This window comes from Aliikangiella coralliicola (assembly GCF_007004725.1).
GTDB classification, from domain to species: domain Bacteria; phylum Pseudomonadota; class Gammaproteobacteria; order Enterobacterales; family Kangiellaceae; genus Aliikangiella; species Aliikangiella coralliicola.
Genome location: NZ_ML660169.1, coordinates 67,892 through 94,461, shown reverse-complemented (window position 1 = coordinate 94,461; position 26,570 = coordinate 67,892). Strand labels below are relative to the sequence as shown.

21 protein-coding genes are annotated in these 26,570 nt (G+C 40.8%); 14 read left to right on the top strand and 7 right to left on the bottom strand.

The window, feature by feature from the left end; genetic code table 11:
- Nucleotides 1–20: 20 nt before the first annotated feature.
- The gene (locus FLL46_RS21170; protein ID WP_142933447.1) at nucleotides 21–2,894 is read left to right on the top strand and encodes an insulinase family protein; all 2,874 of its coding nucleotides are present in this window, start codon (nucleotides 21–23) and stop codon (nucleotides 2,892–2,894) included.
- Nucleotides 2,895–2,993: 99 nt separating this feature from the next.
- Nucleotides 2,994–3,164, top strand: coding sequence for a hypothetical protein (locus FLL46_RS27145; protein WP_168204272.1), 171 nt, complete (start codon nucleotides 2,994–2,996; stop codon nucleotides 3,162–3,164).
- Nucleotides 3,165–3,172: 8 nt separating this feature from the next.
- Here FLL46_RS27145 and mnmC1 read toward each other — a convergent pair whose 3' ends face one another.
- The 3 genes from mnmC1 to FLL46_RS21155 all read right to left on the bottom strand — a co-directional run bounded on the left by mnmC1 (nucleotide 3,173) and on the right by FLL46_RS21155 (nucleotide 6,424).
- On the bottom strand, nucleotides 3,173–5,230 hold the full coding sequence (mnmC1, locus tag FLL46_RS21165; protein ID WP_142933445.1) for an FAD-dependent 5-carboxymethylaminomethyl-2-thiouridine(34) oxidoreductase MnmC1: 2,058 nt from the start codon (nucleotides 5,228–5,230) through the stop codon (nucleotides 3,173–3,175).
- A gap of 24 nt (nucleotides 5,231–5,254) precedes the next feature.
- The gene (gene folE, locus FLL46_RS21160) at nucleotides 5,255–5,806 is read right to left on the bottom strand and encodes a GTP cyclohydrolase I FolE (protein ID WP_142933442.1); all 552 of its coding nucleotides are present in this window, start codon (nucleotides 5,804–5,806) and stop codon (nucleotides 5,255–5,257) included.
- A 69-nt stretch (nucleotides 5,807–5,875) separates the two neighbouring features.
- Nucleotides 5,876–6,424: a LysE family translocator gene (locus FLL46_RS21155; protein ID WP_246119371.1), complete on the bottom strand. Its 549-nt coding sequence runs from the start codon at nucleotides 6,422–6,424 to the stop codon at nucleotides 5,876–5,878.
- Nucleotides 6,425–6,651: 227 nt separating this feature from the next.
- Between FLL46_RS21155 and FLL46_RS21150 the strand changes: the two genes are divergently transcribed.
- Complete coding sequence (locus tag FLL46_RS21150; RefSeq protein WP_168204271.1) at nucleotides 6,652–7,830, top strand: 4-phosphoerythronate dehydrogenase; 1,179 nt, start codon at nucleotides 6,652–6,654, stop codon at nucleotides 7,828–7,830.
- Here FLL46_RS21150 and FLL46_RS21145 read toward each other — a convergent pair.
- Entirely contained in the window at nucleotides 7,822–8,910 is a 1,089-nt protein-coding gene (locus FLL46_RS21145; protein WP_168204270.1) for a DUF484 family protein, read from the bottom strand. The two genes, FLL46_RS21150 and FLL46_RS21145, sit on opposite strands and share 9 nt — an antisense overlap.
- A gap of 386 nt (nucleotides 8,911–9,296) precedes the next feature.
- Between FLL46_RS21145 and FLL46_RS21140 the strand changes: the two genes are divergently transcribed.
- The 7 genes from FLL46_RS21140 (at nucleotide 9,297) to dinB (ending at nucleotide 18,261) form a co-directional block, all read left to right on the top strand.
- On the top strand, nucleotides 9,297–9,521 hold the full coding sequence (locus FLL46_RS21140) for a hypothetical protein (RefSeq protein ID WP_142933435.1): 225 nt from the start codon (nucleotides 9,297–9,299) through the stop codon (nucleotides 9,519–9,521).
- A gap of 1,542 nt (nucleotides 9,522–11,063) precedes the next feature.
- The gene (locus FLL46_RS21135) at nucleotides 11,064–12,722 is read left to right on the top strand and encodes a DNA recombination protein RmuC (RefSeq protein WP_246119370.1); all 1,659 of its coding nucleotides are present in this window, start codon (nucleotides 11,064–11,066) and stop codon (nucleotides 12,720–12,722) included.
- Between the two features lie 214 nt (nucleotides 12,723–12,936).
- Nucleotides 12,937–14,325, top strand: a complete 1,389-nt coding sequence (locus FLL46_RS21130) for an aminoacyl-tRNA deacylase and HDOD domain-containing protein (protein ID WP_142933434.1) — start codon at nucleotides 12,937–12,939, stop codon at nucleotides 14,323–14,325.
- Between the two features lie 372 nt (nucleotides 14,326–14,697).
- Nucleotides 14,698–14,964, top strand: a complete 267-nt coding sequence (locus FLL46_RS21125) for a PepSY domain-containing protein (protein ID WP_142933431.1) — start codon at nucleotides 14,698–14,700, stop codon at nucleotides 14,962–14,964.
- A 5-nt stretch (nucleotides 14,965–14,969) separates the two neighbouring features.
- Entirely contained in the window at nucleotides 14,970–15,650 is a 681-nt protein-coding gene (locus FLL46_RS21120; RefSeq protein ID WP_142933429.1) for a response regulator transcription factor, read from the top strand.
- An 8-nt stretch (nucleotides 15,651–15,658) separates the two neighbouring features.
- Nucleotides 15,659–16,996 carry an ATP-binding protein gene (locus FLL46_RS21115; RefSeq protein ID WP_142933427.1) on the top strand — a complete coding sequence of 446 codons (1,338 nt, stop codon included), beginning with the start codon at nucleotides 15,659–15,661 and terminating at the stop codon, nucleotides 16,994–16,996.
- A 206-nt stretch (nucleotides 16,997–17,202) separates the two neighbouring features.
- Nucleotides 17,203–18,261 carry a DNA polymerase IV gene (gene dinB, locus FLL46_RS21110; protein WP_142933425.1) on the top strand — a complete coding sequence of 353 codons (1,059 nt, stop codon included), beginning with the start codon at nucleotides 17,203–17,205 and terminating at the stop codon, nucleotides 18,259–18,261.
- Nucleotides 18,262–18,317: 56 nt separating this feature from the next.
- Here dinB and FLL46_RS21105 read toward each other — a convergent pair whose 3' ends face one another.
- Nucleotides 18,318–19,076: an SDR family NAD(P)-dependent oxidoreductase gene (locus FLL46_RS21105; RefSeq protein WP_142933424.1), complete on the bottom strand. Its 759-nt coding sequence runs from the start codon at nucleotides 19,074–19,076 to the stop codon at nucleotides 18,318–18,320.
- Between the two features lie 254 nt (nucleotides 19,077–19,330).
- Nucleotides 19,331–19,717: a hypothetical protein gene (locus tag FLL46_RS21100; protein WP_142933422.1), complete on the bottom strand. Its 387-nt coding sequence runs from the start codon at nucleotides 19,715–19,717 to the stop codon at nucleotides 19,331–19,333.
- 103 nt (nucleotides 19,718–19,820) lie between these two features.
- On the opposite strand from FLL46_RS21100, the gene FLL46_RS21095 reads away from it, so the two are divergent.
- The gene (locus FLL46_RS21095) at nucleotides 19,821–20,834 is read left to right on the top strand and encodes a phospholipase A (protein WP_142933419.1); all 1,014 of its coding nucleotides are present in this window, start codon (nucleotides 19,821–19,823) and stop codon (nucleotides 20,832–20,834) included.
- Between the two features lie 81 nt (nucleotides 20,835–20,915).
- On the opposite strand, the gene FLL46_RS21090 is transcribed toward FLL46_RS21095, so the two are convergent.
- Entirely contained in the window at nucleotides 20,916–22,031 is a 1,116-nt protein-coding gene (locus tag FLL46_RS21090) for an isoaspartyl peptidase/L-asparaginase family protein (RefSeq protein WP_142933417.1), read from the bottom strand.
- Nucleotides 22,032–22,277: 246 nt separating this feature from the next.
- On the opposite strand from FLL46_RS21090, the gene FLL46_RS21085 reads away from it, so the two are divergent.
- The 3 genes from FLL46_RS21085 (at nucleotide 22,278) to FLL46_RS21075 (ending at nucleotide 26,570) form a co-directional block, all read left to right on the top strand.
- Entirely contained in the window at nucleotides 22,278–23,672 is a 1,395-nt protein-coding gene (locus tag FLL46_RS21085; protein WP_142933415.1) for a sodium-dependent transporter, read from the top strand.
- A 184-nt stretch (nucleotides 23,673–23,856) separates the two neighbouring features.
- Nucleotides 23,857–25,257: an amidohydrolase gene (locus tag FLL46_RS21080; protein WP_142933413.1), complete on the top strand. Its 1,401-nt coding sequence runs from the start codon at nucleotides 23,857–23,859 to the stop codon at nucleotides 25,255–25,257.
- Nucleotides 25,254–26,570: an amidohydrolase family protein gene (locus tag FLL46_RS21075; protein WP_142933410.1), complete on the top strand. Its 1,317-nt coding sequence runs from the start codon at nucleotides 25,254–25,256 to the stop codon at nucleotides 26,568–26,570. Before FLL46_RS21080 ends, FLL46_RS21075 begins: the two co-directional genes overlap by 4 nt.

Sequence of the window (26,570 nt, the reverse complement as noted above, 5' to 3'; positions counted from 1 at the left end):
TCAATGATAACGGAAAAAATATGAAGCGATTAACCTTAAGCGTTTTATCTGCGGCAGTGATTTTTACTGCAGGTAGCGGTATTACCGTCGCGGCTAAAACTAAAGATAGCAGCCAGACAGTGGTTGTTAGCCCTAATGATAAACGTGATTATGCAACGATTAACCTGGAAAATGGGATTACTGCGTTATTGGTCTCAGACCCGACTGTTGATAAATCTGCTGCTGCGTTAAGCGTCGGTGTCGGTTTGCTTCATGACCCGATGACTCAACAAGGAATGGCACATTACTTGGAACATATGTTATTCCTGGGAACCGATCGTTTTCCTGATACAAACGGCTACAACGATTTTATGTCGAAAAATGGCGGTTCTTCGAATGCTTATACCTGGTTAGATATCACGAATTACATGTTTGAAATTAACAATGACGCGTATGATGATGCGCTTGATCGTTTTTCAGATTTTTTCAAGGCACCGAAGCTATATCCTGAATACACAGATAAAGAAAAAAATGCGGTTAACGCTGAGTGGTCCATGCGACGAGAAATGGACTTTTTTGGTATGTACAAATTGAATCGTTCAATGATGGGCGAGCATCCTGCCAATCGTTTTTTGATTGGAAATCTGGAAACTTTAAGTGACAAAGAAAACGCAAAGTTGCACCCACAGACTGTCGAATTTTATAACCAATATTATTCGGCTAACGTGATGAAAGTTGCCATGGTGAGCAACCAGCCAATTAAAGAAATGAAAAAGTTGGCTAAAAAACACTTCTCAAGTATTAAAAATAAAAAGATCGACAAACCTGTCGTGACCGCCAAGTTAGATTTCGACAAAGTCGGTGGAAAACGAATCCATTACGTCCCTAATCAAGATGTTAAAAACCTGATTCTAGACTTCACTATTAAAAATAATCAGCAAGAATATAAAACCAAGCCGAATCGATTTATTGGCTATTTGCTGGGTAGCGAAATGCCAGGTACACCAGCTTACGTATTAAAAAAGGCTGGATTAATTTCAAGCTTGAGTTCCAATGCAGCGCCTGATTTATACGGTAACTATGGAAGGCTTTCAATTGATATTGAATTAACTGATGCTGGATTGAAAGCGCGTGAGGAGATAACTCGCGTAGTCATGAGCTACATTGAAAAAATAAAAAAAGAAGGTGTAGATAGTAAATACTTTAACGAAATAAAAACTTCTTTAAACAACCGGTTTAGGTTTTTAGAAAAAGGTAACGCTTTTGGATATGTTTCTAATCTTGCTGATGAAATGCAGTCTTACCCGGTAAGAGATGTTATCAGCGCGCCTTATACCTATGAGCAGTTTGACGAAAAATCAGTTAACAATACGCTTAAGCAGTTATCACCAACTACATTACGTATTTGGTACGTTAGCAAAAACGAACCACACGACAAAGAAATGCACTTCTACGATGGGAAGTACAAAATTGTCGACATCGATAAAAAGGAGATTGCGTCATGGAAAAAGCCAACTAAATATGCGCTGGAGTTACCTAAAGTTAATACCATGTTACCGGAAGGTTTCGATATTAAAACTGATGCATCCAATAAACAGGAAAAACCTGTTGTAGCTTACGACAAGAAAGGTATTACAGTATGGCAATATCCTTCTCAGGCATTTAGTTCTCAGCCGAAAGGCGTTCTAAGAGTCTTTATCAATAGCCCTGAAAGAGAAAAGTCCATTCAAGGGCAGATTCTTTTTGACCTCTGGTCAGATTTATATAACTTAAAACAAAGTGCATTGGCCACTGAAGCATCAATTGCCGGTATGAATCTTAATATGTACTCCACTAACGGTTTGGAGTTATCTGTTAGTGGTTTTACCGACAAACAGCCACTTCTGTTAGAAAAAGGTTTAAAAGCAATCACTTTTAAAGTTGATCAAACGGGGTTTAAACAAGCGGTTGATCGTTACATCCGAGGCGTGAAAAACCAGGAAAAGCAATTTCCTATTTATCAACTATTTGATAGTTTCAATGACGTTATTTCTAGTTCTGGTTACAGTAATAAAGCTCTGGTTGCAGCGGCGAAAAAGCTTAAGCCTGAAGATTTAACGCACTTTATGGAAAAAGTGATGGCGAACAATCAGATTCGAGTTTTTGCATTTGGTAATTATGACAAAAAAGACGTTGACTACTATGTTTCTCAAATTGATAAGGCAATGCCTGAAAATCGAAAAGTGACAGATTATGTGAGAACCCGTGTATTAGCGCCGAAAAAAGGCCAGACTGTTTCATTGAAAAGAGATTTAGATGTTGCCGACGTGGCAGTTTATGATTTGCATGTTCACCCTGAACCGAGCGTTAAGCAAGAAGCTCGTGGCATGGTATTGCGTGATCACCTCCGAACAGTGACATTTGATAAACTTCGTACAGAAGAACAATTGGCTTATGCTGTTACTGCAATTGCGCCAAAGATAAAAGACTATGCAGCGTTAGGTTTCGCTATTCAAACACCAGTAAAAAATGTCGAAGAAATGCAACAGCGTTTTGACGCATTTAAGAAGGAATATGTTGAAAAGCTAAATGCGATCACGCCAGAAGAGTTTTCAAAGTTGAAAAATAGCGTTTTGATTTCACTAAAAGAAAAACCTAAGAACTTAAGCGAAGAACAAGCACCAATACTCAACGATTGGTACGATGAAAATTGGGATTTTGATACGCGAAAAAATCTAATCGCTGAAGTAGAAAAAGTGACATTAGACGATATAAAAGCGTTTTATCATGAAACTGTTGGTGACAAGAATGCATCACGTTTATCGATTCAATTGCGCGGCAGCAAATTTAAAGATAAATCTTTTGCAAAACTTGAAGGTGAAACCGAAATAAAAGATCTCGCTGAGTTTCATAAAAAGGCTAGTTATCAGAAGTAATATCAAACTTAGTTTATTTTCGGAAAGTGAGAGCCGGCTATTAGCTGGCTCTCATTGCTTTGAGAAAGTTAAAGTCAGGGAATTAGTAGGGATAAATGAATGGATAAAGTGAAAAAACTAAATTTTTTTCAATTGGTTTCGCGAAACTTAGTTGCTTTCGCAAAAGCACTTAATACTTCCGCTACAACTTTATTATTAATGATTACTTTTGCTGCAATTTGGACAAACTTGGACGATATTGAGCGTTTTTTTGAATTTATTTTTAGCTAGCTCAACATCTAATCACGTGCATTAGAAGATTGAGAGCGTTTGAGAGAATTAACAAAAAATCTGGCGGGATGAATCGCCCAACCAAGTTGTGAACCAACTGGAGAAATATCATTATTGATTAAACTTGCCAAATATTCGCTGCCAAGAAGAGAATAAAGCAGTCCATGTGAACCATAAGCAGTATTTAGCCAAAGTCCGGGATTGTTGTAACAACTGATATTATCTCTGGCAATTCTTTTTTGACCTAATTTTTCAAAGTCCTTGCTGAGCTTTGCATGATCAGTCGCTCCGCCAATAATCGGTAATCGATCTAAGGAATGTAACCGGTAACCAACGGTACCAGCTAACTTTTTTGTATTTATTTCATTTGTTGACAAAAAAGGAATTGAAAGTTCATTCAAAAATGCTGAGGTTTTGTTGAGTATGTCATGTTGGCTGTGGAGATTGAGGTCGTCATCATGAAAATCCTCAAAGGTGGTGCCAATATGAAAATCGCCATTTTGATGAGGCACCAGGTAAACTTGCTCACAAAGTACATGATTAATGTGTTCGGTTAATGGTTGATGGCTGAGATAGCAGGTTTGACCGCGAGTTGTATTGGTTGAATCCACTGTCGATTGATCGAGTAGGTGATTCTTTGCACCAGTACACAAAACAACATGTGAATATTTGTCATTCATTTTGGCAGACTGAATAGTCCAATTGTTCCCATTCCAATTAAGTCCGGTCACTTTGTTGTTAGTAAGCAGTTTCTTTTTATGAACAGGTATTTTATCGAAAAGCAACTGACAAAAATTCGATATGTCGAGCGCTGCGCCGTGAGGAAAACTCACAGCGTTGCTGTCTGAATATTTTTCATCTTTTTTAACCCAATCCTGTATACCAATAGAATCAGCTAATAAGAGTAATTGTTTTTTGATAGTTTCATTCGCTAGAAATCGAGTAATCCCGTGGCTTAATATAACTTGCTCTTTTTCGCTTTCAGTTAATCTGGAAATAAATCTTAGTAAGTAAAGGTAAGCTAACCAGTTAAATTGACTGTTTATATTCATATCGCCGGTAAGCTGGGGATGAAATATTCCTGCGGCAGCGCCTGACGCGCCCATTGCTAAATCGTTATTCGATTCATATAAGTCGACGGAATATCCTTTACTTGAAAGGCTGTAGGCTGTTGCGCATCCGGCTAACCCACCACCGATAATGGCGACTTTATTCGAAGCATCACTTTGCGAGTAATGAAACCAGGGTTTCTCAAACTTAATATTGATAAATTTTGATTGGTTTAAATTATCAGGCCGCTGTTTTAATTGAGCGGTTAACATCTCACGTTTACGCCCAAAACCTTTACGTTTTTTAATTTCGAACCCTGCATTTTGCAACGGTTTTTTTACTGAAGCGGCAACGCTAAAAGTAGCCAATCGTGTTCCAACTCTTGAAAGCTTTGCGATACTTTGACAAAGTTTATCTCCCCACATGCTTTCATTTTTGGCAGGTGCAAATCCATCGAGAAACCAGTGATCGAACTTTAGCTTATTTTGTTGATATTCTGACTCTTGAAGCAAATCATTTAATGCTTCTTCGACGGGCATATAGAGAAGTGTTAAAGTCAGATTGATTTTCTCAAATTTAAGTTGGTGACGACCATAAGTTTGAGAAGGGTAATCCTCAATCAGTTGTTCGGATATTTTAGAAAATTGGGGCCAGTGTTCACAGGCCCGTCGAAAGTCACTTAATAGTAGCGGGTGCTTTTCGATAGAAATGTAATGCAGATGTTTTGATTTTAGTTCTGGGTGCGCATTAATTTTTTCTTGCCAAAGATTGGCTGTGATCAAAAAGTTGAGCCCACTGCCAAAGCCGAGCTCAGCCAGGAAGAATTGCTTTTGATCTAATGTAAGCCAATCATTTTCGAGTTGATTGCCTTCGATAAAAACATAGGTCGATTCCGCGAGGCCATCTTCTGACGAAAAATAAATATCATCAAACTCTCGACTATAGGGAAGGTTATTACGCCACTCGATATCTGCCGGTTTAATACTGGCAAACTTCTTTAAATGAGCACTCGACATGGCGTAAAAATCAATTGACTAAAATTACTTAACCAGTGTTAAAAACTCTGCACGAGTAGCTGGTTTAGATCGGAAAGCGCCGAGCATAACAGAAGTTGACATGACTGAGTTTTGTTTTTCGACGCCGCGCATCATCATGCACATATGTTTGGCTTCGATAATTACGCCAACACCTGATGCTTCAGTAACTTCCATAATGGCTTCGGCAATTTGTTTGGTCATGTTTTCCTGGATTTGCAGACGACGGCCGAACATATCGACAATACGTGCAATTTTTGACAGGCCGATAACTTTACCGGTTGGCAGATAAGCAACATGACATTTACCAATAAATGGCAAAAGGTGATGTTCACATAATGAGTAAAGTTCGATGTCTTTAACAATGACCATTTCATCATTGTCTGACTCAAAAATTGCACCATTAACGACTTCTTCCAGATTTTGGTGGTAGCCGCGAGTTAAAAACTGCATTGCTTTGGCCGCTCGCTGTGGCGTATCTTTAAGCCCATCCCTTTCCAGATCTTCGCCTAGTTCAGATAGAATATTCTCATAGTATCCTGCTAGTTTGTCACTCATTCGGTATTCTCTTGTTAATTTATCGGCTCGGTTGGCCAAAGACAGCTAATTGTAATCGACTGTAATCAGTTAGCCAAGCGCCAACCAGATCCCTATGCCAATAATCAAGGTGCCGGATATTCTGTTAATCGTTTGTACATTGCCGCGTTGTTCGAGCATTTTTCGCAGTGTTTTTCCACCTGAGGCGTAAACGGTCATAAATAAAAACTCACTTGCCATGATGATAAGTACCAATATTACTAATTGGGGACCTACCGGTAACTCTGGATTGATAAAGGGAGGCAGTAAAGAAATGGTAAATGCCCAACCCTTAGGGTTGGCGATCGCTGTGATAAATCCTTGTAGCGCTAGCTTGCTACCGGCAATATTGGCGTGAGAATCTTCGAGGGTGATAACCAGCTTGCCTTTCGAGCGCCACATCTGAATGCCCAAATATATCAAGTATCCACCACCTGCATATTTTAAGATGCTAAATGCGAGCGGGTAGTTGAGCATAATGCTAGCGACTCCGATAACCGCAAGAATGGATACCAGGGCGACGCCCAAAATCTCTCCCCACATCATCCAGAATGTTTTACGTACACCAATAGTCATGCCCAAAGTTAATGCTAAGGTCATGCACATGCCAGGTGTAGCTGATACCAGCATAAATGTTGGAATGAACAATGCGAGTGATGTTGTATCTATCAAAGAAGTTGCCGGCCCAGGTTTTTGCGGCAGTTTATCATAAAGTCATTTTTAATTTTAGAAACAGGTACTAGAAATTCTTAATATAAAGAGATTAAGAACTGGTGAGATTCCGTTACAATACTGTCTAACTAAATTTGGGCATGAGTTTAAATATTTTGTCGAAGCCATTTAAAATTGTCGCGGATGAAAATATGCCGCATATTGAGAAACTGTTTGGTTCAGTTGCTGATATCACCTATCGTGCCGGGAGAGAAATTACTGCGCAAGATGTGCGACATGCAGACGCACTTTTATGCCGCTCAATTACATCTGTCGATCAATCTTTGTTAGCCAATTCAAACGTCCAATTTGTAGGCACTGCGACAATCGGCATCGACCACCTCGATATCCCCTGGTTGGAATCAAAAGGAATTGCGTGGGCAAATGCTGCTGGGTGTAATGCGGCGGCTGTGGCGCAGTATGTTATTAGTGCTATTGCTTTTTGGTTAAAACGAAATGATAAACAATTTGATGAAATCAAAGTTGGTATTGTCGGCGCGGGAAATGTCGGTTCGGAATTGGCCCGGTGTCTCGAAATTCTGGGAGTAGATTACTTGTTATGTGATCCGCCTTTGCAGAAAAAGATGCAAAGCCAAACGCAAAAATCACAAGTACAGATTGAAAGTGCTCACAAGCTAAAGAGTTTTGATGAAATATTGCGATGTGATGTGGTGACGTTGCACGTCCCCATTACAAAAGTGGGTGAAGATAAAACTCTCCATCTGGTTGATGGCGAAGTGCTTAACCGGTTAAAAAAAGATCAGTTACTCATAAACTCTGCCCGCGGCGAAGTCATTAATAATGTCGATTTACTGACTTACTTAAGAGCGCAAAATGCTGCTTCGGTTATTCTCGATGTATTTGAATGTGAACCTGATATTGATCATGAACTTGCCAATTTATGTTTACTGGCAACGCCTCATATTGCAGGGCATACATTAGAAGGGAAATTGCGGGGTAGCTATATGGTCTATCGCGCATTTTGTCGGCAATTTAATCTGCCGGTTGAGGTTGATGAGGCGGACTTGTATCCAGAAAAAAACTTATTCGAGATTTGCTCAGAAAGTCCGCAGGAAAATCTACTTCAATTCTATGATATTGAAAGAGATAGCAAACGTTTGTTAAGCGTGGATGCTCCATATCTTGCCGCGCATTTTGATGAGATGCGTAAAGATTATGTTACCCGTTGTGTTGATAAACCCAGAAGAGATTATTCTGGTTGGCAAGGTAAGTCAGAGCTTTCGCCGGTGAATGCTGATTCAGAAGCCATTTATCAACTGATGGATTTAACCTGATATTGAGCAAACCTGATTTCTACCGGTTTGTTTTGCCTGGTATACCGCTTTGTCGGCCTGGTTAATCAAGTAGTTTTGAATGGACGCGGGATTGCTTGGCATTTGTTTATCAGGTTTCCAGCTACTAGCGCCGATTGAGGTTGTGACACGGAAGATTTTCCCTGAGTCGTCCAGTATTTCGATATCGGCGACTTTTTTCCGTATTCTTTCTGCAATTTCCAGCGCTTGTTCAAGCGCGGTGTTTGGTAACAGCACGGTAAATTCTTCTCCACCGAATCGGGCGAGAATATCTGATTGACGGAGTAAAGGCTGAATGTGTTTGGCTATCTCGCGCAAAGCCCTGTCTCCTACTAGATGACCACGGCTATCATTAATTCGTTTAAAGTGGTCAATATCCAGAAACAGGCAAGATATTGGGGATTGAGAACGACTGGAGCGGGCTATTTCTTTCGCCAAGGCCTGGAAAAAGTAACGTCTATTTTTTGCTCTGGTGAGCAAATCAACCAGACTCAAATGTTTATATCTTTCCTGATTGAGTGAGTTTTCGATACAAACACTAATAATTGAACCCAAATGTTGGAGAAAGTTACTGGCAAGGTCAGGGTGAAATCGAGAGTGATCGCTGCTACCGAGGTGGAGGCTGCCGATAATTTGTTGTCCGCGATAAAGTGGGATCAGCGCGACACTTTGACTAATTGATGCCTTCTTTTCAAACAACGAATTAATAAGCGATTGCTTCTGAGACAATGTTAACGCTATCGAATCATTATATATCAGCTTCAGCGGCTGGACATTTTCGATGTAAAACAGGTTATCGTAGTCGAGCTTGCCATATATTTCAGAAATCAGCAGTTGTGTTTCACCGTCACGATCAATTAAAAACAACTCAACTTGCGCCAGTTTGAGCTTGCATTTCAGGTCAACAAGAATTCGTTCTATCAACGTCTGATAAGAACGAGATTCTAAAAAATAGAGTTCTAACGCATAAAATCGTTCTTGGGTTTGTTGGTTATGATTTGCACTCTCAATCAGTTGTTTTAAGGTATTTTTCAGGCACCTATTTTCTTCTTCTATTGACAATATCTCAGTTTCCTCGATACTAGAGCAGGGCGATGAAATTCGACTATTCGAGATTTTAGAGGGTTGCAGGCCCTGGAATATTTTGATTACCCGTAAAATTGACTGGTTAATCACTGATAATTAGATATCTACATTATTGATTATCTTATTTAAATATTTGGAACTAAATGTTGGTTTTTTGTACCTAATTGCAGCGCTAACAGCACTTCTTAGTTTGGCACAAATTTTAACTAAATTCTGAGCAATTAGACGGAAATTAAGCAATTTTAAATATTTTGCTGAAGCAGTGAGTTTTTTAGATTTTTCTGTTCTGGCAATTTATTTTTAATCGCGATTTGTTCGAAAGAAACTATACTTTAGTTACCACTCACTAACTGAAACAAACCATGGCGGCTGATGATTTGAGCTCAGATCTTTTGGAAGAAGAAGTGACTTGGTCTTCGCGTAAGCGAGTAAGAGGCGGTGGCGACCGTCGAACCGGAAATGACCGGCGTCAGCTGTCAGGACGTGCTATTACTGTGCCCGATATGCGTTCGGGTTATGATCGCCGAAGTGGCAAAGACCGACGTAAAGTCCGTTTAACCATAACCGGACGGGCAATGGATCTCTAGGCATAAAATTTTTCGATAAATACTACTTGATCAAGTAGTGGTTGTTTTGCTAGTATTTAATCTGTTGAAGATGACTTCTGACAGTATTTCTGATTTTGATACTGTCTGAAATATTGCTGTCTTTAAACGCTCTTTTTTGAATAACATTGTTTTTGAAGTTTGGATTCTTATACTGTTGCAGCTTTTTCACTGATTTACGTGATAAAGAAACTTTTATAAGAAATCTGTTATAAAACCATGTGCGGTTAAGATTAGATGCGAGAGAGATAACTTCGATTTAGGTGTGTATTAGCAAGTAATTATGAGCAATTTAAGCAAATTGAGTCGTATTTAGTGCAATTTAAATGTTTATGGACGAATCCTATGTTTGGGCGATTAAGGACGGTTGCTAAGGAATGGATGATCTATTGAATAGTGTTTTTTAGAATGACGACTGATATATTAGTCCTTAAGGTTTTGATAGAAATAGTGGTGGCGTAAATAGCGGTTTAGAAGGATCTAGGTTTAGCGGCATCTAGGTATAGAGGCATCTAGGTTTAGAAGGATCTAAACGATGGCGAAAGTACTTAAGTTCATGATCGAAATATAGAACTATAGTGCCGGCTTTATGGAAACGCTGATAATCAACTCATTGAAGTTAGTGCTATCAAATCTTTGGTCTGAATTCAGCCATATTCAAATTAACATTGTAAGATGCTGTCGGGTAGCGCTTATTATTGATAAGTTTTGTGCCTATGGGTCTTACTATTGATAGATTTAATGGAATAGGAACATAATGGCGCACAAGGCAAGTTAGTTGCACAAGGACGCGTGGTGACTGCTGGCTTGAGATTGCTTAAACGATTGTGCCTGGTTGCATATTACTTAATATTAAATCTTGTTATTTTAACTTTTCAATTCGATATCTGACACTAACCTGTTCAAGCTGAGTAGCGTTTAAATGCCTTGTCAGCATTTTAGCTGGTGTCTTACCCGGACTTTTTCTCCACAAGAAATATTATCGTCGCTGGGTTGGCTCCCGATTGGGAATATCTGAAACACTTTTTCATAACCATCACAGGGGCGTGATTATGAAAGTTGGCTGGTCTTGTGAATTGATTCGACAATGGTTGGTTAAAATTCATTGAGGTTATTCGAAAGTGTCAGGAGTTATTTTCAACACAAATTAATGACTTCAGGTTAAATGACTCCAGTTTAAAAAACTAACTTCAGTTTTTTCTGTTTGGTGAAACAGGTTAGTTGGATTTAAGTGGTTAGTTTTTCACCAGGTATTGAATTTCTTCAGCTATTCTCTTCTTGCCAGCCTGTCGCTAAAGCCAGTACTAACACGTTAATCAATAAGCGCTAAAGATGAAAAGACGAGTATTGGAGACAATATTCTAGAGGTTTTTCTAAAGAGTGGTGATATGATAGCTAATCTGAGTTAGTGATAAAAAACAACTGTGCTTTATTTGTTAAAGGACTGCAATAAGTTAAGCAAGATGGCTGTTTTTATCCTGAATTCAAGTTAGTTATCAACTTATTTTAACTGGGCGGACTGAATTGATTGAGACAGCACTTATGAATATTGGATTAACGCAAACAACTGCGATACTGCTGTTGTTAGCGTTTGCTGGTGTTAGTCTGATTTTATTGGTCGCTCTAGTGATTCGTAGTTATCAAAGTCAGCAACAAGAGCTTTGGCAGAAAACCAGTGATGCATTTGTTAATTTGCAACAGACGCTTACCGACTCTCAAAAAAATCTTGACGACAAGTTATCAAGAGACCAGCAGCAACTATTTAATACGATTCTCCAGGATCGTGAGAGACAATTATCCTCCATTAGCGAGTTAAGGATCGAACTTGAAAAGAGATTTTCAGATACCGGGTTAGTATTAACGAATACCGTGCATGAGTTTAAAACTCAAATGGTGGAGAGATTTGAAAAACTACAACGTAGTTCATCACAATCTCTTGCTGATGGTCAGCATAAACTTTCAGCAACAGTTAACCAGTTTGGTGAAAAAATTAGTCAGACACTAGAGCAACATCAATCTCTTACCCGCGACGCAATTGTTGATAATATTCGCAAAGGGATTAGTGAATTGCGGAGTGATCTTGATCGAAGTCTGAAATTGCAAAATGAGTCGATCAACAAAAGTATTACCGGCCTAACCGATAGCACTGATAACCGATTAAAAGAAATTAGCGGCCAAGTAGAAAAACGATTGAATGAAGGTTTTGATAAAACAACCAAGACATTTAATGATGTATTAAAACGATTGGCATTAATTGACGATGCGCAGAAAAAAATCACTGAGTTGTCCAGCAATGTCGTCAGTCTCCAAGAAATCCTCAATGACAAAAGATCTCGTGGTGCTTTTGGAGAAGTTCAACTGCAATCTCTGGTGAGTAATATTATGCCGGAGACTCATTACAATATGCAGCAAAAACTATCTAATGACAAGATCGCCGATTGTGTTTTAGTGTTACCTGAGCCTACTGGAAAGATTGCAATCGACGCAAAGTTTCCACTAGAAAGTTATAAAATAATGATGGATATCTCGGTTGCAGATGTAGACCGAAAACAGGCTTCAAGACAATTTGCACGTGATATTAAGAAGCATATTAATGATATCGGTGATAAATACGTATTACCTCCGGAAACTTCCGATGGTGCTGTAATGTTTATTCCTGCAGAAAGTGTTTTTGCTGAAATTCATGGTCATTATCCTGAATTGGTTGAGCTGGCTTATCAACGTAAAGTTTGGTTAGTTTCTCCAACAACACTCATGGCGATTTTGACTACAGCGTCCACTGTGATTAAAGACGAGCAAACTCGTAAACAAGTACATATTATTAAAGAGCATCTGTCTGCACTTGGAAAAGACTTTTCTCGTTTTCAAACAAGAATGGATAGTTTGTCCAAGCATATTGGACAAGTTAGCAAAGATGTCGAGCAGGTCCATACTTCGGCGCGCAAAATATCATCTCGATTTAATAAAATTGAACGGGTTGAGCTCACTCACGAAGAGGAGCTTGAACAAGAAAAAATAGGTGTCGTTGAATATGATGAAAAAACAAATCAGCGCAAAAGTATACCGCAAGACTCCCTTGAAGATGATTCAAGTGAAAGCTCAATAGTTGAAGATGAAACAGGGTTAAAAAAACAATCCAACGAAAATATTGATGAAGTAGATAATTTAACCACAGAGTTTTAAATAAAGCTGAATCAATATACCGGCATTTTGAGGTAGCACTGAGGTATGCTATATCTTTGTTAATTTCACCTCAGAATCAAATCTGATAAAAGCAAATGGTTTTAAATTGAACTTATTTTAGACTTATGTCTCACTTCTTTAGCAAATTATCACGATCAGTCTGAAAAATTGACTATATTTTAAGTAATGTTATTAAATAAAAAAGGTGCGCAGTTTGGCTATTCCAAAATCCATTGGTGAATATTTCGAAGAAAAAGATATTGAGTGTCAGATAATAGAATTGCCAGAATCTATGGATATTCAGCAAACTGCCTGGCATCTTCGGGACAAGTCAGCCAATTTGGTTCGGACGGTTGCATTGAAGGGGGCTGCTAAAACGGTATTGGCGGTTTTGCCATATCAGCATTTATTAGATATTAAGATGATTTCTGATCAGATGCAGGATGAGTTTAATGTCATGGATGATGAGCAAACGGCTAAAATCTTCGATAGCTGTTCTGAGACTAGCTTTCCACCCTTACCCGGTAGATTTGATGTCCATTTTGTAGTTGACTCTAGTGTGCTTGAATTACCCGAGTTATATATGGAAAGCGGTAATCCGAATGCCATCATTCAGCTTGATAAAGCGTCAATAGAAAAAGTATTCAAGGATTGTGAAGTGAAAGACTTTGCGTCCACTCCAGAGCGGCTTTATGCTGGCAGAAACGCTGATGCAGGAAAATATGAACTTGACGTGAGCTTTACGCCAATTCGGTTAAAACAGCGCATAGACGATACATTTGATCTACCGGCAATGCCTGAAATTGCTCAAGATATTATGAAGTTGCGGGTTGATCCAAGCGCTGATGCGAACCGTCTTGCACAAATTGTTTGTCGCGATCCATCTCTGGCTGCGCAAGTGATTAGCTGGGCGAGTTCTCCTTATTATGGTTACCAGGGAAAAGTCGACTCGGTAGAAACTGCAATTGCAAGAGTTTTAGGCTTTGAGTTAGTGATGAATCTGGCCCTTGGAATTTCAATTGGTAAATCGCTGAAAGTGCCGATGGACGGCCCATTAGGTATCAGGCAATTTTGGCGTCAGGCGATCTACTCGGCCAATTTAGCCGAAAAGCTTTGCCGGGCAATGCCCGTTAAGCAGAGACCCGAGCGCGGATTAATCTACTTAAGTGGCTTGTTACATAATTTTGGTCATCTATTGCTTGGCCATATATTCCCTCCGCAGTTTAAATTGATTAATGACACCATTCAGGCAAATCCTCATATAGCTGTGGAAGACATCGAGTTTTATATTTTGGGCGTTACTCACGAGGAAATTGGCGCCTGGTTGATGAATAATTGGCATATGCCTGATGAGTTAATTGTTGCGGTTCGCCGACATCATCAAGAAGAGTTCTGGAGTAAACACGCGGTTTATTCAAATATCGTGCTGGTGACGAACAGAATGTTGAAGCGGCTGGATATTGGAGATTCTGTTGAGACTGCGGTTCCTCAATCGACTTTGGAGTTGCTCTCACTCGACGAACCTACTGTCGAAATGGTTTTAGAAGATATTCAATCAGAATCTGAGACGCTGGACGTTATGGCAAAACAGCTTGTTGCTTAGCTAATCGTATTTGACCAATCTTATCCAGATGTCTTTCTATCCAGACGGTGAATCCACCGCTGGGTCATTATCGATGAACATTTCTTTCGGCTGCCTTTTCGTTCATCATAGTCTCTGAATTTTCAGGCTTTTGCTGCTTACCGATGGATAAAACCAGAGCCGGGCGGCACTTTCCGCAAAGTTCAGTTAGAGTTCAGCTAGTTGACGTTAAGCTTGGTTTAACATTTGCTTAAGGTAAGTAAGGTAAGATTAGCAATTGTCCCTTGTCTCAACCGTTACAGACTGATAGAGTCGCTGTTAAAATGTGTAGTAGCAGTACTTTTTCAGCTAAACCAAGCAAATAAAACTGAACTTATTGAAGCCGAGAAACTTATGTGCAAACTCAGAATCTTAGTAACCATTCTTTTTCTTTTTACAGGAATGGGATTCAATGTCAATGCACAAGAAAGTGTCCGCGCTAAAGCGCAAGATTGTCGACTCATTACAAGTAAGGATGCGGTTAAGAAAGCGCAAAAGAAAACTGGCGGTAAAGTTGTTAGTGTCAAATTAAAGCGCAAAGGAAAAAACTCTGAATATAAAGTCAGAGTATTAGTCGGCGAAAAACGTATCAAGAACATATCCATCAAAGCCTGTAGATAATTACCATGAAAGTACTTATTGTTGAAGACGAGTTACGTCTTAGAGAAAACCTTGTCGCCTCCTTTAAAAATGCGGGTTACGCCACAGAAGCCGCTGAAAATGGAGAAGACGGACTTTTTACTGCATCGGAATACCCGCTCGATATTGCCGTCGTTGATATCGGTCTTCCTGGTATGTCTGGTTTGGAAATGATTGCTAAGTTGCGCGAACAAGACAATCAACTACCGGTCATTGTACTTACCGCTAGAGATTCCTGGCAGGATAAGGTGGAAGGTTTATCCACTGGCGCAGATGATTACATGGCTAAGCCATTTCAATTTGAAGAATTGCTCGCACGCTGCAATGCGTTGTTGCGTCGAAGTGCTGGGTTTGCCTCGCCGACAATTAAGTTTGCTGATATTGAATTGGATACGATGGCGCAATCTGTGACTAAAAACGGTTCTGTGATCGATTTGACGGCCTATGAATATAAAGTCATTGAATATTTATTTTTAAATCCCAAAAAAGTTGTCTCAAAAACTGAGCTAACAGAACATATCTATGAGCAGGATTTTGATCGTGACAGCAATGTTTTAGAAGTTTTTGTCGGGCGACTACGTAAGAAAATTGATCCTGACCAAAATCTAAAGTTGATTCAGACATTGCGAGGCCAGGGGTATCGATTAAACCCTGAATACGTTTCCTGAGCTATTTTATGAAAAGCTGGTCGTTAAAAAGACGAATGAGTATTGTGAGTGCTTTGGTGCTTATGCTAGCTTTTTCAATTATTTATCTAGTTACTAAAACAGCTTACACCAGCGCAAGCAAAGCTCGAATTCAAGAGAGCCTAACTGCGCAAATATACGCCCTCATGGCGGTTGCTGAAGACAGGGATGCGCAATTAACAATTCCAGAAATACTCAGAAACGATCAGCTCAACCATCTCAATTCGGGGTTGGTTGCTTATGTACTCGATGTTGACGGTGATTTAATCTGGCGCTCTCGCTCTAGCGACACTTATGCGGTGCTTCCCGATATCTCTCTGAACTATTCCTTGCAAAAGTTAACCGAGTCGACGCTCGATGGGCGCGCGATGTTCTGGATTGGGGACAGGATTGTTTGGGAACATGAAAATGAGATGGAAGGTGAGTATCTTTTTTTGATTGGCGAAAAACAGTCAATCTTGAGTGCGCAGGTCAGGGAGTATAAAAGGGAAATAGCCACCTGGTTATGGATAACCATGTTTGTTCTGATTTTTGTGTTGGTGTTTGCGCTCAATATTTCACTTAACCCATTGAAAGACGCGCAACAGCAAATTGAGTTAATTAGTGGTGGTGATGCTGATCGAGTAAAAGGAGAGTTTCCAAAGGAACTCGCACCTTTGACCACCAGCGTTAACCTGCTGCTGAAAAGTGAGGCATTACAAAAACAGCGCTACCGAGACACTTTGGGCAACCTCGCCCATAGTTTAAAAACCCCCTTAGCGGTCATAAATAGCGAGCTACAAAACTTCCCTGATTCTCAACAGCAGACACAATTGATAAAGCAGGTGGAAAGGATCAACGACATTGTTCGATACCAGTTAAACCGCTCAGTGGTTACTGCGGGTCAAACCATGCGTCGAAAGTCGATGGTTGAACCTGAAGCGAATAAAATAATCGACGCGTTGCGAAAAGTTCATGCCGCTAAAAATATTTCCATTGACGCTAATGTTGGCAGCGAGACATTTTTCCCCGGCGAGCAGGGGGACTTGATGGAGTTGGTTGGAAATCTTGCAGATAATGCCTGCAAGTGGGCGGCGTCTAAAGTGATAATTGATATTAGTTCAAACCTCGAGGAGTTATTACTGAGCGTTCAAGATGATGGGCCGGGAGTTCCTGCCGAGAAGCGTAAACTCATTCTGGATCGAGGTAAACGACTTGATCAACAAGCCGAAGGTCAAGGATTGGGGCTTTCGATAGTGATGGATATTATAAAAACCTACCAGGGAGATATTCAAATTGACGATAGTGATCTGGGGGGAGCCTGGTTTAAAGTCAATATTCCCTTGTAGCGACCGCTGCTCAGCTTTATTTTGCCAAAAAAATATCGATTTCTTGCTTAATACCACCAATTCAATCTAAGAATTACTTCTCACTATCTTAAAAAGTGATATTATAGCTACTTATACAATTAGTGTCTTAGTTAATTAGTACTTTGATTAGTTAGTACTTTTATTAATTAGATCTTAGCTAAATAATAAATACGTCAGCAGGTCCAATGCGCAAGATTATTCATGTTGATATGGATTGCTTTTACGCTGCAATTGAGCAAAGAGACGACCCAAGCTTAGCCAATCTGCCTGTCGCTGTTGGTGGACGGCCCCATTCGCGCGGTGTCATTGCGACTTGCAACTATGAAGCGCGCCGCTTTGGTGTTCATTCTGCAATGCCTTCAGCCCAGGCGGCTAGACTTTGTCCTGATTTGGTTTTTGTAAAACCGAGTATGTCGAAGTACAAAGATGAGTCACAAAAAATTCGCAAAATATTTCATCAATATACCGAACTTGTTGAACCTTTATCCCTCGATGAAGCTTATCTCGATACAACCGACTCTCCCCATTGTCATGGAAGTGCTACCTGGATTGCACAAGCAATCTGTCAGGAGATATTTGATAAAACCAACTTAACAGCATCAGCCGGTGTCGCGACCTGTAAATTCCTGGCGAAAATTGCTAGTGATTGGAATAAGCCCGCAGGATTGAAAGTGATATTACCGGAAGAAGAAATGGATTTTATCGAAACTCTGCCGGTTAAAAAGCTTCACGGTGTTGGTAAGGTGATGTCGGCAAAACTTGAAGCAATGGACATACTGACCTGCGGCGAGTTGAGAAAGGTAGAGCTAAAGCTGCTAATCAACAAATTCGGCAAAACCGGCAAATATCTTTTTGATTTGTGCCGGGGGATCGATCCGAGGAAGGTAAAACCGCACTCGTCAAGAAAGTCGGTGAGTGTAGAAACAACTTTTGAGGAAAATATCAGCCGATGGGATGACTGCGAAAACCAATTGCTTAAACTGGTCTCCAGTTTATCCAGGCGGCTGGAACGTGTTGGTAACGCGGAGCAAATCAGGAAAGTTTACGTCAAAATTAAAACCGATAAATTCAGGCTTCATACTGCGGAATCCATATCTCAGGGGTTAGACGTGAAATTATTACTGGCATTGTTTAAACGATTACGTGACCAATATCCCGATCCCATCAGGCTTCTCGGGATTGGTATTCGATTTCCCGAAAAAAATCGTCAAAAAATGAGTCGGCAACTTAATATTCCATTTTAACGCACCGACTCACTTCACAGTGACAGTTTTCACCATAACTGTTTTCACGGTGACAGTTATTGCAGTCGAGCAGCACCATCCAGACGAATCACAGTTCCGTTTAACATTTGGTTTTCAACAATTTGCTGAACCAGTTGGGCGAACTCTTCGGCTTTGCCAAAACGAGAAGGGAAGGGAACCGTTGCGCAAAGTTGCTCGCGAATGTCATCGGGAACGTCAGCAATCATCGGTGTTTCGAAACTGCCTGGGGCAATGGCCATACAGCGAATGCCTGACTTAGAAAACTCTCTCGCCAACGGCAACATCATTCCAACGATTGCAGATTTAGTCGCAGAATATGCAACTTGACCGAACTGCCCCTCAAATGCAGCAATTGAAGCCGTGTGAACAATCACGCCTCTTTCGCCACTTTCCGGTTGATTGTCATGCATATGTTTCGCCGCTGCGCGGGTTAGCAGGAATGTTCCCATTAAGTTAATATCAATTACTTTTTGAAAGTATGAAGCGGGCATAGGGCCTTTCTTGCTGATCAAACGTCCTGCGCCTAATATACCGGCACAGCCCACTGCCAGATTAATTTTTCCAAATTTTTCAACGGCTTGGTCAACCGCGGCGTCAACCTCTTGCTCATTGCTAATATCAGTTTTAATAAACATTAATTGCTCAGGGTGTTGAGCGGCAACAGCTTCTCCTTGCTCAGTATTGATATCCAGAATAGCGGCTTTGCCACCTTGTTCGACTATTCGATTAATGACACCTAAGCCAAGGCCTGATGCCCCGCCACTAACGACGGCAATGGTATTTTCAAATGACATAGCGGTTTCTTTCGATGATTAATTTGGCGCAATTGTAGCAGTTAATTGAAGTGCTCGCATAGCGTTAGCATTCAGCAGAGTAGTATAAAAGCTGGTGGTAGCTTGCTGGCGCAATTCGACTTGTTCGTTGCGTGCAATTATGAAACGCAGATAACGAAGCGCAAAAATTTTCTCCATTTAAATTGAGCTTAAATGGAGAGCGATTGGTTAAACTGTTTTTTATTCGTTAAGCAATAATGCCCAGACCAAAAAGTCTAGCCGAATATGCTTAATATTTGAGATTTGTCATTATGCCGATTGTTACCTGGTAACGAATCATTGTTGCGACGAGAGAAGATTTCATTAATATCATCAATAGTGTCGTCATCGCGGCAATAACGGTTTTCTTTGAGTGATTCCATCATGCTGGAAGCGAAATACTCAAACTCCGTTTGCCAGAGGTGAGGGTTGTTGGCCTGTTTCATGCGGCGGTTAATCCGGCCCAAAATTCCATATAGGCGCGGAGCGTCATGTGTGCGACAATAGTCCTGAATAACTTCCTTCATCATATCGTATTGCGATGAAGTGATTTTAATTGCATTTTGTTCCTTAAATTGAGGACTCATAGTCTTCAAAATTGTTGGAATTTGTTGAATTGACATATGCAACTCCTTTATACAACGATTCCCAAAAAACGAGTTTGTGTTGTAGCATTTGCTACTCTTAAGACTATAGAAAAGTATTAGAAGAAAAACCATATATATAATGAAACAATCTCACTTTATTATGTTGATAGTGTTCTTGGGACTAACTACCAAAAACGCGATTGCGACCGAAATTTCAGAGGCTACCAGAGAGTGTTATATCCAGAAAATCGAGGAGTCTGATAAGAATCTTACCGTCGATGAGATTAAAGCTTTTTGTAAACAACAGGTTACTGAACAGAAAAATACTCAGGAAAGAGAGTTATCGGCGTTAGAGAAGCGAATTGTTCAGGAACAGCAGACTCGAGATAATCCTGCTGTTATTACACCCCATAAGCGCAATTATCTCCTCCCGATCAGTTACGTTAATAATCCGAATGCTTCTCCATTTGAGAATTTGGCCGGCGATGCTGAATTAGATAACTTCGAGGCGAAGTTTCAACTGAGTTTTAAAGCGCCATTAGCCGAATCGTTATTCCAGAAAAAAGACGTTCTATTTTTTGGCTTTACCATCCAGTCTTATTGGCAAATGTATAACAGTGAGGTTTCATCACCATTTCGAGAAACAAATTATCAGCCAGAGATTTTTTATGGTTTTATGAATGATTTCAAGGTGGGTGAATGGACTAATCTGGTTAATGTCATCGGCATCGAGCACCAATCAAACGGTCGTTCTCAACCACTGTCCCGAAGCTGGAACAGGCTTTATGCTCAGTTTGTGTGGGAAAATAACGACTGGATTTTTATGTTTAAGCCCTGGTATAGAATTCCGGAAGACAGAAAAACTGAACCCAATCAGGCAGATGGAGACGATAACCCTGATATTCATAAATACATGGGGTACTTTGAATTCACGAGTTTGTATCGTTGGGATACTCAGACCTTTGGAATCATGTTACGTAATAACTTACGCTCTGATAACCGTGGCGCGATTCAATTAGATTGGACTTTCCCAATGGGCAAACGATTTAAAGGCTACGCTCAATATTTTCATGGTTATGGCGAGAGTCTTATCGACTATGATCACTCCACTTCCAGATTAGGCATTGGCGTGCTTTTGACTGATATCTTTTAGTTTGAGGTCGTTTCGCGGGACAGCAGCAAATGCACCTAAAAGTTTAATTTAAGTTATATTTGCACTGCCACGTCATTGCTTTTAGTGCTGGTAAATAGCCGTGAATATTTTGCCGTTTTTATCGATGTAACCACGGTACATTCCTGAGGAATTAAAAGAAAACACTGGCTCGCCGGTTGGTGACATGCCGACAATACCACCATCGCCCTGCATCGCTTTGAGTTTTTCTTGTATGACTTCATCTGCCGCTTGTTGTAGAGATACCTTCTTGTATTTCACTCTGGCACAAATATCATGGGCGACTGCGGCGCGAATAAAGTACTCGCCGTGTCCGGTGGCTGATATTGCGCAGGCCTGGTTGTCTGCGTAAGTTCCCGCGCCGATAATCGGCGAATCACCAATACGACCAAATTTTTTGTTGGTCATACCGCCGGTCGAAGTTCCCGCAGCAAGATTTCCCGAATGATCCAGGGCCACCGCTCCAACGGTGCCGAACTTATCATCATCTGGCCACTGAGTTAATTGAGCTGTTTTTGCACTGTGTTCGTTGTTCAAATCTTGAGGGTTTTTACTTTGCTGAGCATGTTTATCATCTTTATCTTCGGATAGCTTGAATGAGTCGGGCTCATCTTTTAACAACTTTAATAGTTGGTTCCAACGACGATCGGTATGAAAATAGTCTGAGGAAACCAGTTCAACAGACTGACTGTTGGCAAACTCTTCTGCACCTTGGCCGCTCAGCATGACATGCTTCGAGTTATTCATCACCAAAGTAGCCAACTTAATGGGGTTTTTTATTCTTGATACGCCCGATATTGCACCGGCGTTAAGGGATTTACCCTCCATAATAGAAGCGTCTAACTCATTGGTTTTGTCATGGGTAAATACCGCACCTTTACCGGCATTAAACAAAGGGGAGTCTTCCATAATGACAATCGCGGCTTGCACCGCATTCACGCTTGAGCCGCCTGTTTTCAACACCTGATAACCAGCCTTAAGGGCTTCCGCCAACTTTGCGTGGTAAGCTTTTTCAAGCTCAGGCGTCATATTGGCCTTTAAAATTGTTCCCGCACCACCGTGAATTGCAATGGCAATATTGCCTTTGGCGGTATTACTTTTAAGGTTTTTGTTGTTATCAGCCAAGGTATTTGCACTCACTAGCATCAATAAAAAGAGAAAAGTTTTGTTAATACGCATGAAATCGGTCTATTGTCTGCGGTCAGGTTTGCCTAAAACTACCTTTAAGCTGGGTCAATTGCAACGATTGATAGAATTCTCTTAAGCACTCTGATCAGACGAGAATAAAAATTTGCATTATTCCTCTTGTCGAGACCATACAATCTGTGGTCTCATGAGGAATTTAGGGCATTTTGGCAATGGATTCGTTAGATCGCGAGTGACTTGCCATAACCAACCAATACTTATAACAAAGAAGGATAAAAAATGGCGGTTCAGCGTGGCGGATTTAGTACAAGAATGGGTTTTATACTGGCAGCGGCAGGTTCCGCTGTTGGTTTGGGTAATATCTGGAAGTTTCCCTTTGAAGTAGGACAAGGGGGCGGTGCTGCTTTTGTTGTCTTGTATTTAACGTGTTGCTTTGTGCTGTGTTTTCCTGTTTTGGTTGCCGAAATTGCAATAGGGCGAAAAACTCGTCGTAATGCTGTTGGGGCGTTCAAAGCGCTTGGGTATCACAAATGGGCGTTTATCGGCTATCTAGGTTTGACGAGTGGTGTCCTGATACTCTCGTTTTATAATGTTGTCGCGGCTTGGGCGCTAGGTTACTTTGTCGAAATGGTTACTGGTAATTTTGGCATTGGTAAGATGTTTGGCGATTTTACCGCTGATTATATCTCCGTTGGTCTTTACAGTATTCTGTTTATGGGCGGTACAGCCTTCGTTGTGTCTCGAGGGGTTTCCGGTGGGATTGAAAGAGCTGCCAAGATTTTAATGCCAACACTTTTCATAATGGTTCTTTGTTTAATCATTTATGCCATGACGTTACCCAATGCCGTCGAAGGGCTGAAGTTTTACCTGGTTCCAGATTTTAGCCAAATAACCGGTCAGGTAGTCTACTCCGCGTTAGGCCAGGCATTTTTCTCATTGTCTCTGGGGATGGGGGCATTGATTACTTACGGAAGTTACGTTAATCGAGAAGATAATATTGTTAGTTCCGCGTCTTTAATTACGCTAACTGATGTCGGGGTTGCGGTATTAGCTGGATTCATGATTTTCCCGTTTGTATTTTCACAGGGAATTGAAACCGATGGTGGAGCTGGATTAATTTTTATTACTTTACCGGGTGTATTCGAATCTCTTGGCAGTACTTTAGGGGTCGTTATTGGCGGACTCTTCTTCTTGTTGTTATCGTTTGCGGCATTTACTTCAACTATCTCATTACTTGAAGTTCCTACCTCTTATATGGTTGATGAGCATAAAATTGAGCGTTCAAAAGCAACCTGGATTGTTGCACTGATTATTTTTGCTGTTGGAATACCATCATTGTTGTCAAATGGTGCGGTGGAAGCGCTTGGTAAGTTTGCGAGTTTACCAGGAACTGGGACATTAGATTTCATGACCTTTGTCGGTTTAATTGCTAATGACCTATTTTTACCACTCGGTGGATTTTTAATTGCAGTGTTCACGATCTATGTCTGGAAAAAAGAGAATTTTAACGAAGAGTTAACTCACGGTGATTCGCACTTAAAAGGAAGCTGGTTGCAGTCTTATGTCAACTTTGCATTGAGTTATATCTGTCCGCTACTGTTAGGGCTTATTTTCCTCGTTACTGTTTTGGATAGTTTCTTCGGTGTGAAGTTAATCAACATATTGTTAGGATAATTGGTTCGTTATAGAACGGACCGTTCTGCAAATTAACATTCTATGCGGTCAAGTTATCAGGCCGCTTAGAAACTGAAAAATATTCCCTTTAAATAAGGCTTTTACGCAAAGCAACAAAAAATAATTACAAAATAAAATTATAACAATTGAATTAAAAACAAAATCATAAAATCTGGAGTTTAACTTGAAATTAAAATTACTGGTTATTCCCGCTCTGTTGGCTTCATTGCTCGGGTGCGAGGAAAAAGAAGTTGCAAAAAAAATAGAAGTTGAAAAGCCGAAACCTGTCTATGTTTCCACTTACCAACCACTTGGTTCAGAAGAGTTTGTTATTACTAATGCGACGGTATTAGTGGGTAATGGTGAGCGACATGAGAATACGTCCGTTTGGGTCAAGTCAGGAAAAATAAAAGGCGTCGGTCAAACGCTTCAATATCCTAAAGATATCACCATCTATGATGGCAAGGGAAAATGGGTCACTCCTGGGTTAATTGATGTGCACTCCCATCTTGGTGTTTATCCTTCACCGTCACATGAAGCGAATGAAGATGGCAACGAGATGACCGAGCCGGTTACTGCGCAGGTTTGGGCTGAACATGCTGTATGGACCCAAGACCCAGGGTTTGATTTAGCTAGAGCTGGTGGTGTCACTAGTCTACAGATTTTGCCGGGTTCAGGTAATTTAATTGGTGGTCGTGGGGTGACCTTAAAAAATGTACCTTCGATCACAGTTCAGGGAATGAAGTTTCCCGACGCGCCTCATGCGCTGAAAATGGCCTGTGGAGAAAATCCAAAAAGAGTTTACGGTAGTAAAGGCCGAGCGCCAATGACAAGAATGGGAAATGTTGCCGGCTATCGAAAGGCCTGGATTGATGCGACAGCTTATAAAGAAAAATGGGATAAGTATTATGAAGCGGCTGAACAGGGAGAGGAAAAAGACAAGCCAAAAAGAGATTTGAAACTGGAAACTTTAGCTGAAGTGTTACGCGGCAATGTACTGATTCACAATCACTGTTATCGGGCCGAGGAAATGGCGGTTATGATCGATGTGGCTAAAGAATTTAACTACGAAATTTCTACTTTTCATCATGCGGTGGAAGGTTACAAAATTGCCGACTTGCTGGCAGAGAATAATATTTGTGCGGCAATGTGGGCTGACTGGTGGGGCTTTAAACACGAAGCTTATGATTCTGTCAGAGAAAACGTCGCTATGGTTGATAAAGCGAATGCTTGTGCCATTGTCCACTCCGACTCTGCGATTGGTATCCAACATCTAAATCAAGAGGCCGCAAAAGCAATGGCGGCGGGAAATAAAAAAGGCCTGTCACTTAAACCAGAAGATGCGATTCGCTGGATCACATTAAACCCTGCGAAATCGATTGGCTTAAGCGAGAAGGTTGGAAGTCTTGAAACCGATAAAATGGCAGATATAGTCCTGTGGGATCAAAATCCTTTCAGCGTTTATGCGAAAGCGGAAAAAGTCTTTGTTGATGGTGCTTTAACCTATGACCGTTTAAATAAACAAAAAAATCCGGTCAGTGATTTTGACCTTGGCATTGTGGATCCACAAGGAGAAAGACTATGAGGCTTATAAAAATTGGACTGACCTGTCTGGGAGTAAGCGTACTTTCTTCTGTGATGACTTCACAAAATGTACTTGCTAACAATCAATCGAATATATCAGCAAACAAAAATTACCTGATAAAAAATGCAACTCTACATACCGCAACCGCTAAAGGTAAATTGAATAACGCTGACTTATTGATTCGCAATGGCAAAATAGCTCAAATTGGCCAAAATTTAACGGCGGGCAGTAATGTCAAAGTCATTCAGGCAGCAAATAAGCATGTTACTCCGGGCCTGATTAACGCTTCAACTAATCTAGGTTTGGTTGAAATAAGCGCGGTATCTAGTACAGTGGATGCCGCGACCAAAATGCCGGGTGCGGGCGCTTCATTTGATATCGCCGCCGCGATTAATTTTCGCTCAACTTTAATCCCACAAAACAGAATTAATGGATTGACTCGGGCAATTGTGATGCCACGTTCTAGTAATTCTATTTTTGCCGGTCAGGGCGCGGCCATAGCGCTTCACTCTACCATGCAGGGAATTTTGTCGGAAAATGTATTGCAAGCTGCTAGTTATGGGGCAAGTGGTGCGGGTAAATCCGGCGGCTCTAGAGCTGCCGCGATGCAGAAACTGGCACAAGCATTGGAAGATGCTCGTTATTTGCGAAAAAATGAGAATCGTTATTTACCAGGGTTCAAGTGGGAGTTCAGTCAGTCGATTGCTGATCTTAAAGCACTTTATCCGGTACTGGATAAAAAGATTCCTCTGGTAATTTCCGCCAACCGCGCTGACGATATTTTGAGGCTGATTCAATTAGCCAAGACCCATCGATTTAACCTGGTGATCTCAGGCGGTGGGGAAGCCTGGACAGTTGCTAAAGAGTTGGCTGACGCTAAGGTTCCGGTAATCATTGATCCTATCAGAAACCTGCCCAGTTTTGAGTCATTGTCAATTCGTCTTGATGGCGCTTTCAAATTATATCAGGCAGGCGTAAAGTTGTTGTTTTCTGGTGGCGGTAGTCACAATGCTTATCTTGTACGTCAATCGGCCGGTAACGCGGTTGCTTACGGATTACCACCAGAGGTGGCCATTGAAGCCATGACAATTAATACCGCTGAAACATTTGGAATTGCTAACTACGGCCAACTGGAAGTCGGAATGGATGCTGACGTCGTTGTTTGGGACGGCGATCCGCTAGAGGTTACTTCAAATCCTGATGTTGTTTTTATCCAAGGGCAAAAGCAACCACTAGTCTCTAGAGCAACCCGACTAAGGGACCGCTATTGGGAGCTAAAAGGCAATCATCAACAAGCATTTAAACGACAATAA

Coding starts and splice junctions, on each gene's coding strand:
- folE (WP_142933442.1), bottom strand. CDS start 5,806: ATGAGTGACAAACTAGCAGGATACTATGAGAATATTCTATCTGAACTA.
- FLL46_RS21105 (WP_142933424.1), bottom strand. CDS start 19,076: ATGTCATTTGAAAATACCATTGCCGTCGTTAGTGGCGGGGCATCAGGC.
- FLL46_RS21075 (WP_142933410.1), top strand. CDS start 25,254: ATGAGGCTTATAAAAATTGGACTGACCTGTCTGGGAGTAAGCGTACTT.
- FLL46_RS21170 (WP_142933447.1), top strand. CDS start 21: ATGAAGCGATTAACCTTAAGCGTTTTATCTGCGGCAGTGATTTTTACT.
- dinB (WP_142933425.1), top strand. CDS start 17,203: ATGCGCAAGATTATTCATGTTGATATGGATTGCTTTTACGCTGCAATT.
- FLL46_RS21095 (WP_142933419.1), top strand. CDS start 19,821: ATGAAACAATCTCACTTTATTATGTTGATAGTGTTCTTGGGACTAACT.
- FLL46_RS21085 (WP_142933415.1), top strand. CDS start 22,278: ATGGCGGTTCAGCGTGGCGGATTTAGTACAAGAATGGGTTTTATACTG.
- FLL46_RS21100 (WP_142933422.1), bottom strand. CDS start 19,717: ATGTCAATTCAACAAATTCCAACAATTTTGAAGACTATGAGTCCTCAA.
- FLL46_RS21155 (WP_246119371.1), bottom strand. CDS start 6,424: ATGACCTTAGCATTAACTTTGGGCATGACTATTGGTGTACGTAAAACA.
- FLL46_RS21140 (WP_142933435.1), top strand. CDS start 9,297: ATGGCGGCTGATGATTTGAGCTCAGATCTTTTGGAAGAAGAAGTGACT.
- FLL46_RS21120 (WP_142933429.1), top strand. CDS start 14,970: ATGAAAGTACTTATTGTTGAAGACGAGTTACGTCTTAGAGAAAACCTT.
- FLL46_RS21115 (WP_142933427.1), top strand. CDS start 15,659: ATGAAAAGCTGGTCGTTAAAAAGACGAATGAGTATTGTGAGTGCTTTG.
- FLL46_RS27145 (WP_168204272.1), top strand. CDS start 2,994: ATGGATAAAGTGAAAAAACTAAATTTTTTTCAATTGGTTTCGCGAAAC.
- FLL46_RS21125 (WP_142933431.1), top strand. CDS start 14,698: ATGTGCAAACTCAGAATCTTAGTAACCATTCTTTTTCTTTTTACAGGA.
- mnmC1 (WP_142933445.1), bottom strand. CDS start 5,230: ATGTCGAGTGCTCATTTAAAGAAGTTTGCCAGTATTAAACCGGCAGAT.
- FLL46_RS21090 (WP_142933417.1), bottom strand. CDS start 22,031: ATGCGTATTAACAAAACTTTTCTCTTTTTATTGATGCTAGTGAGTGCA.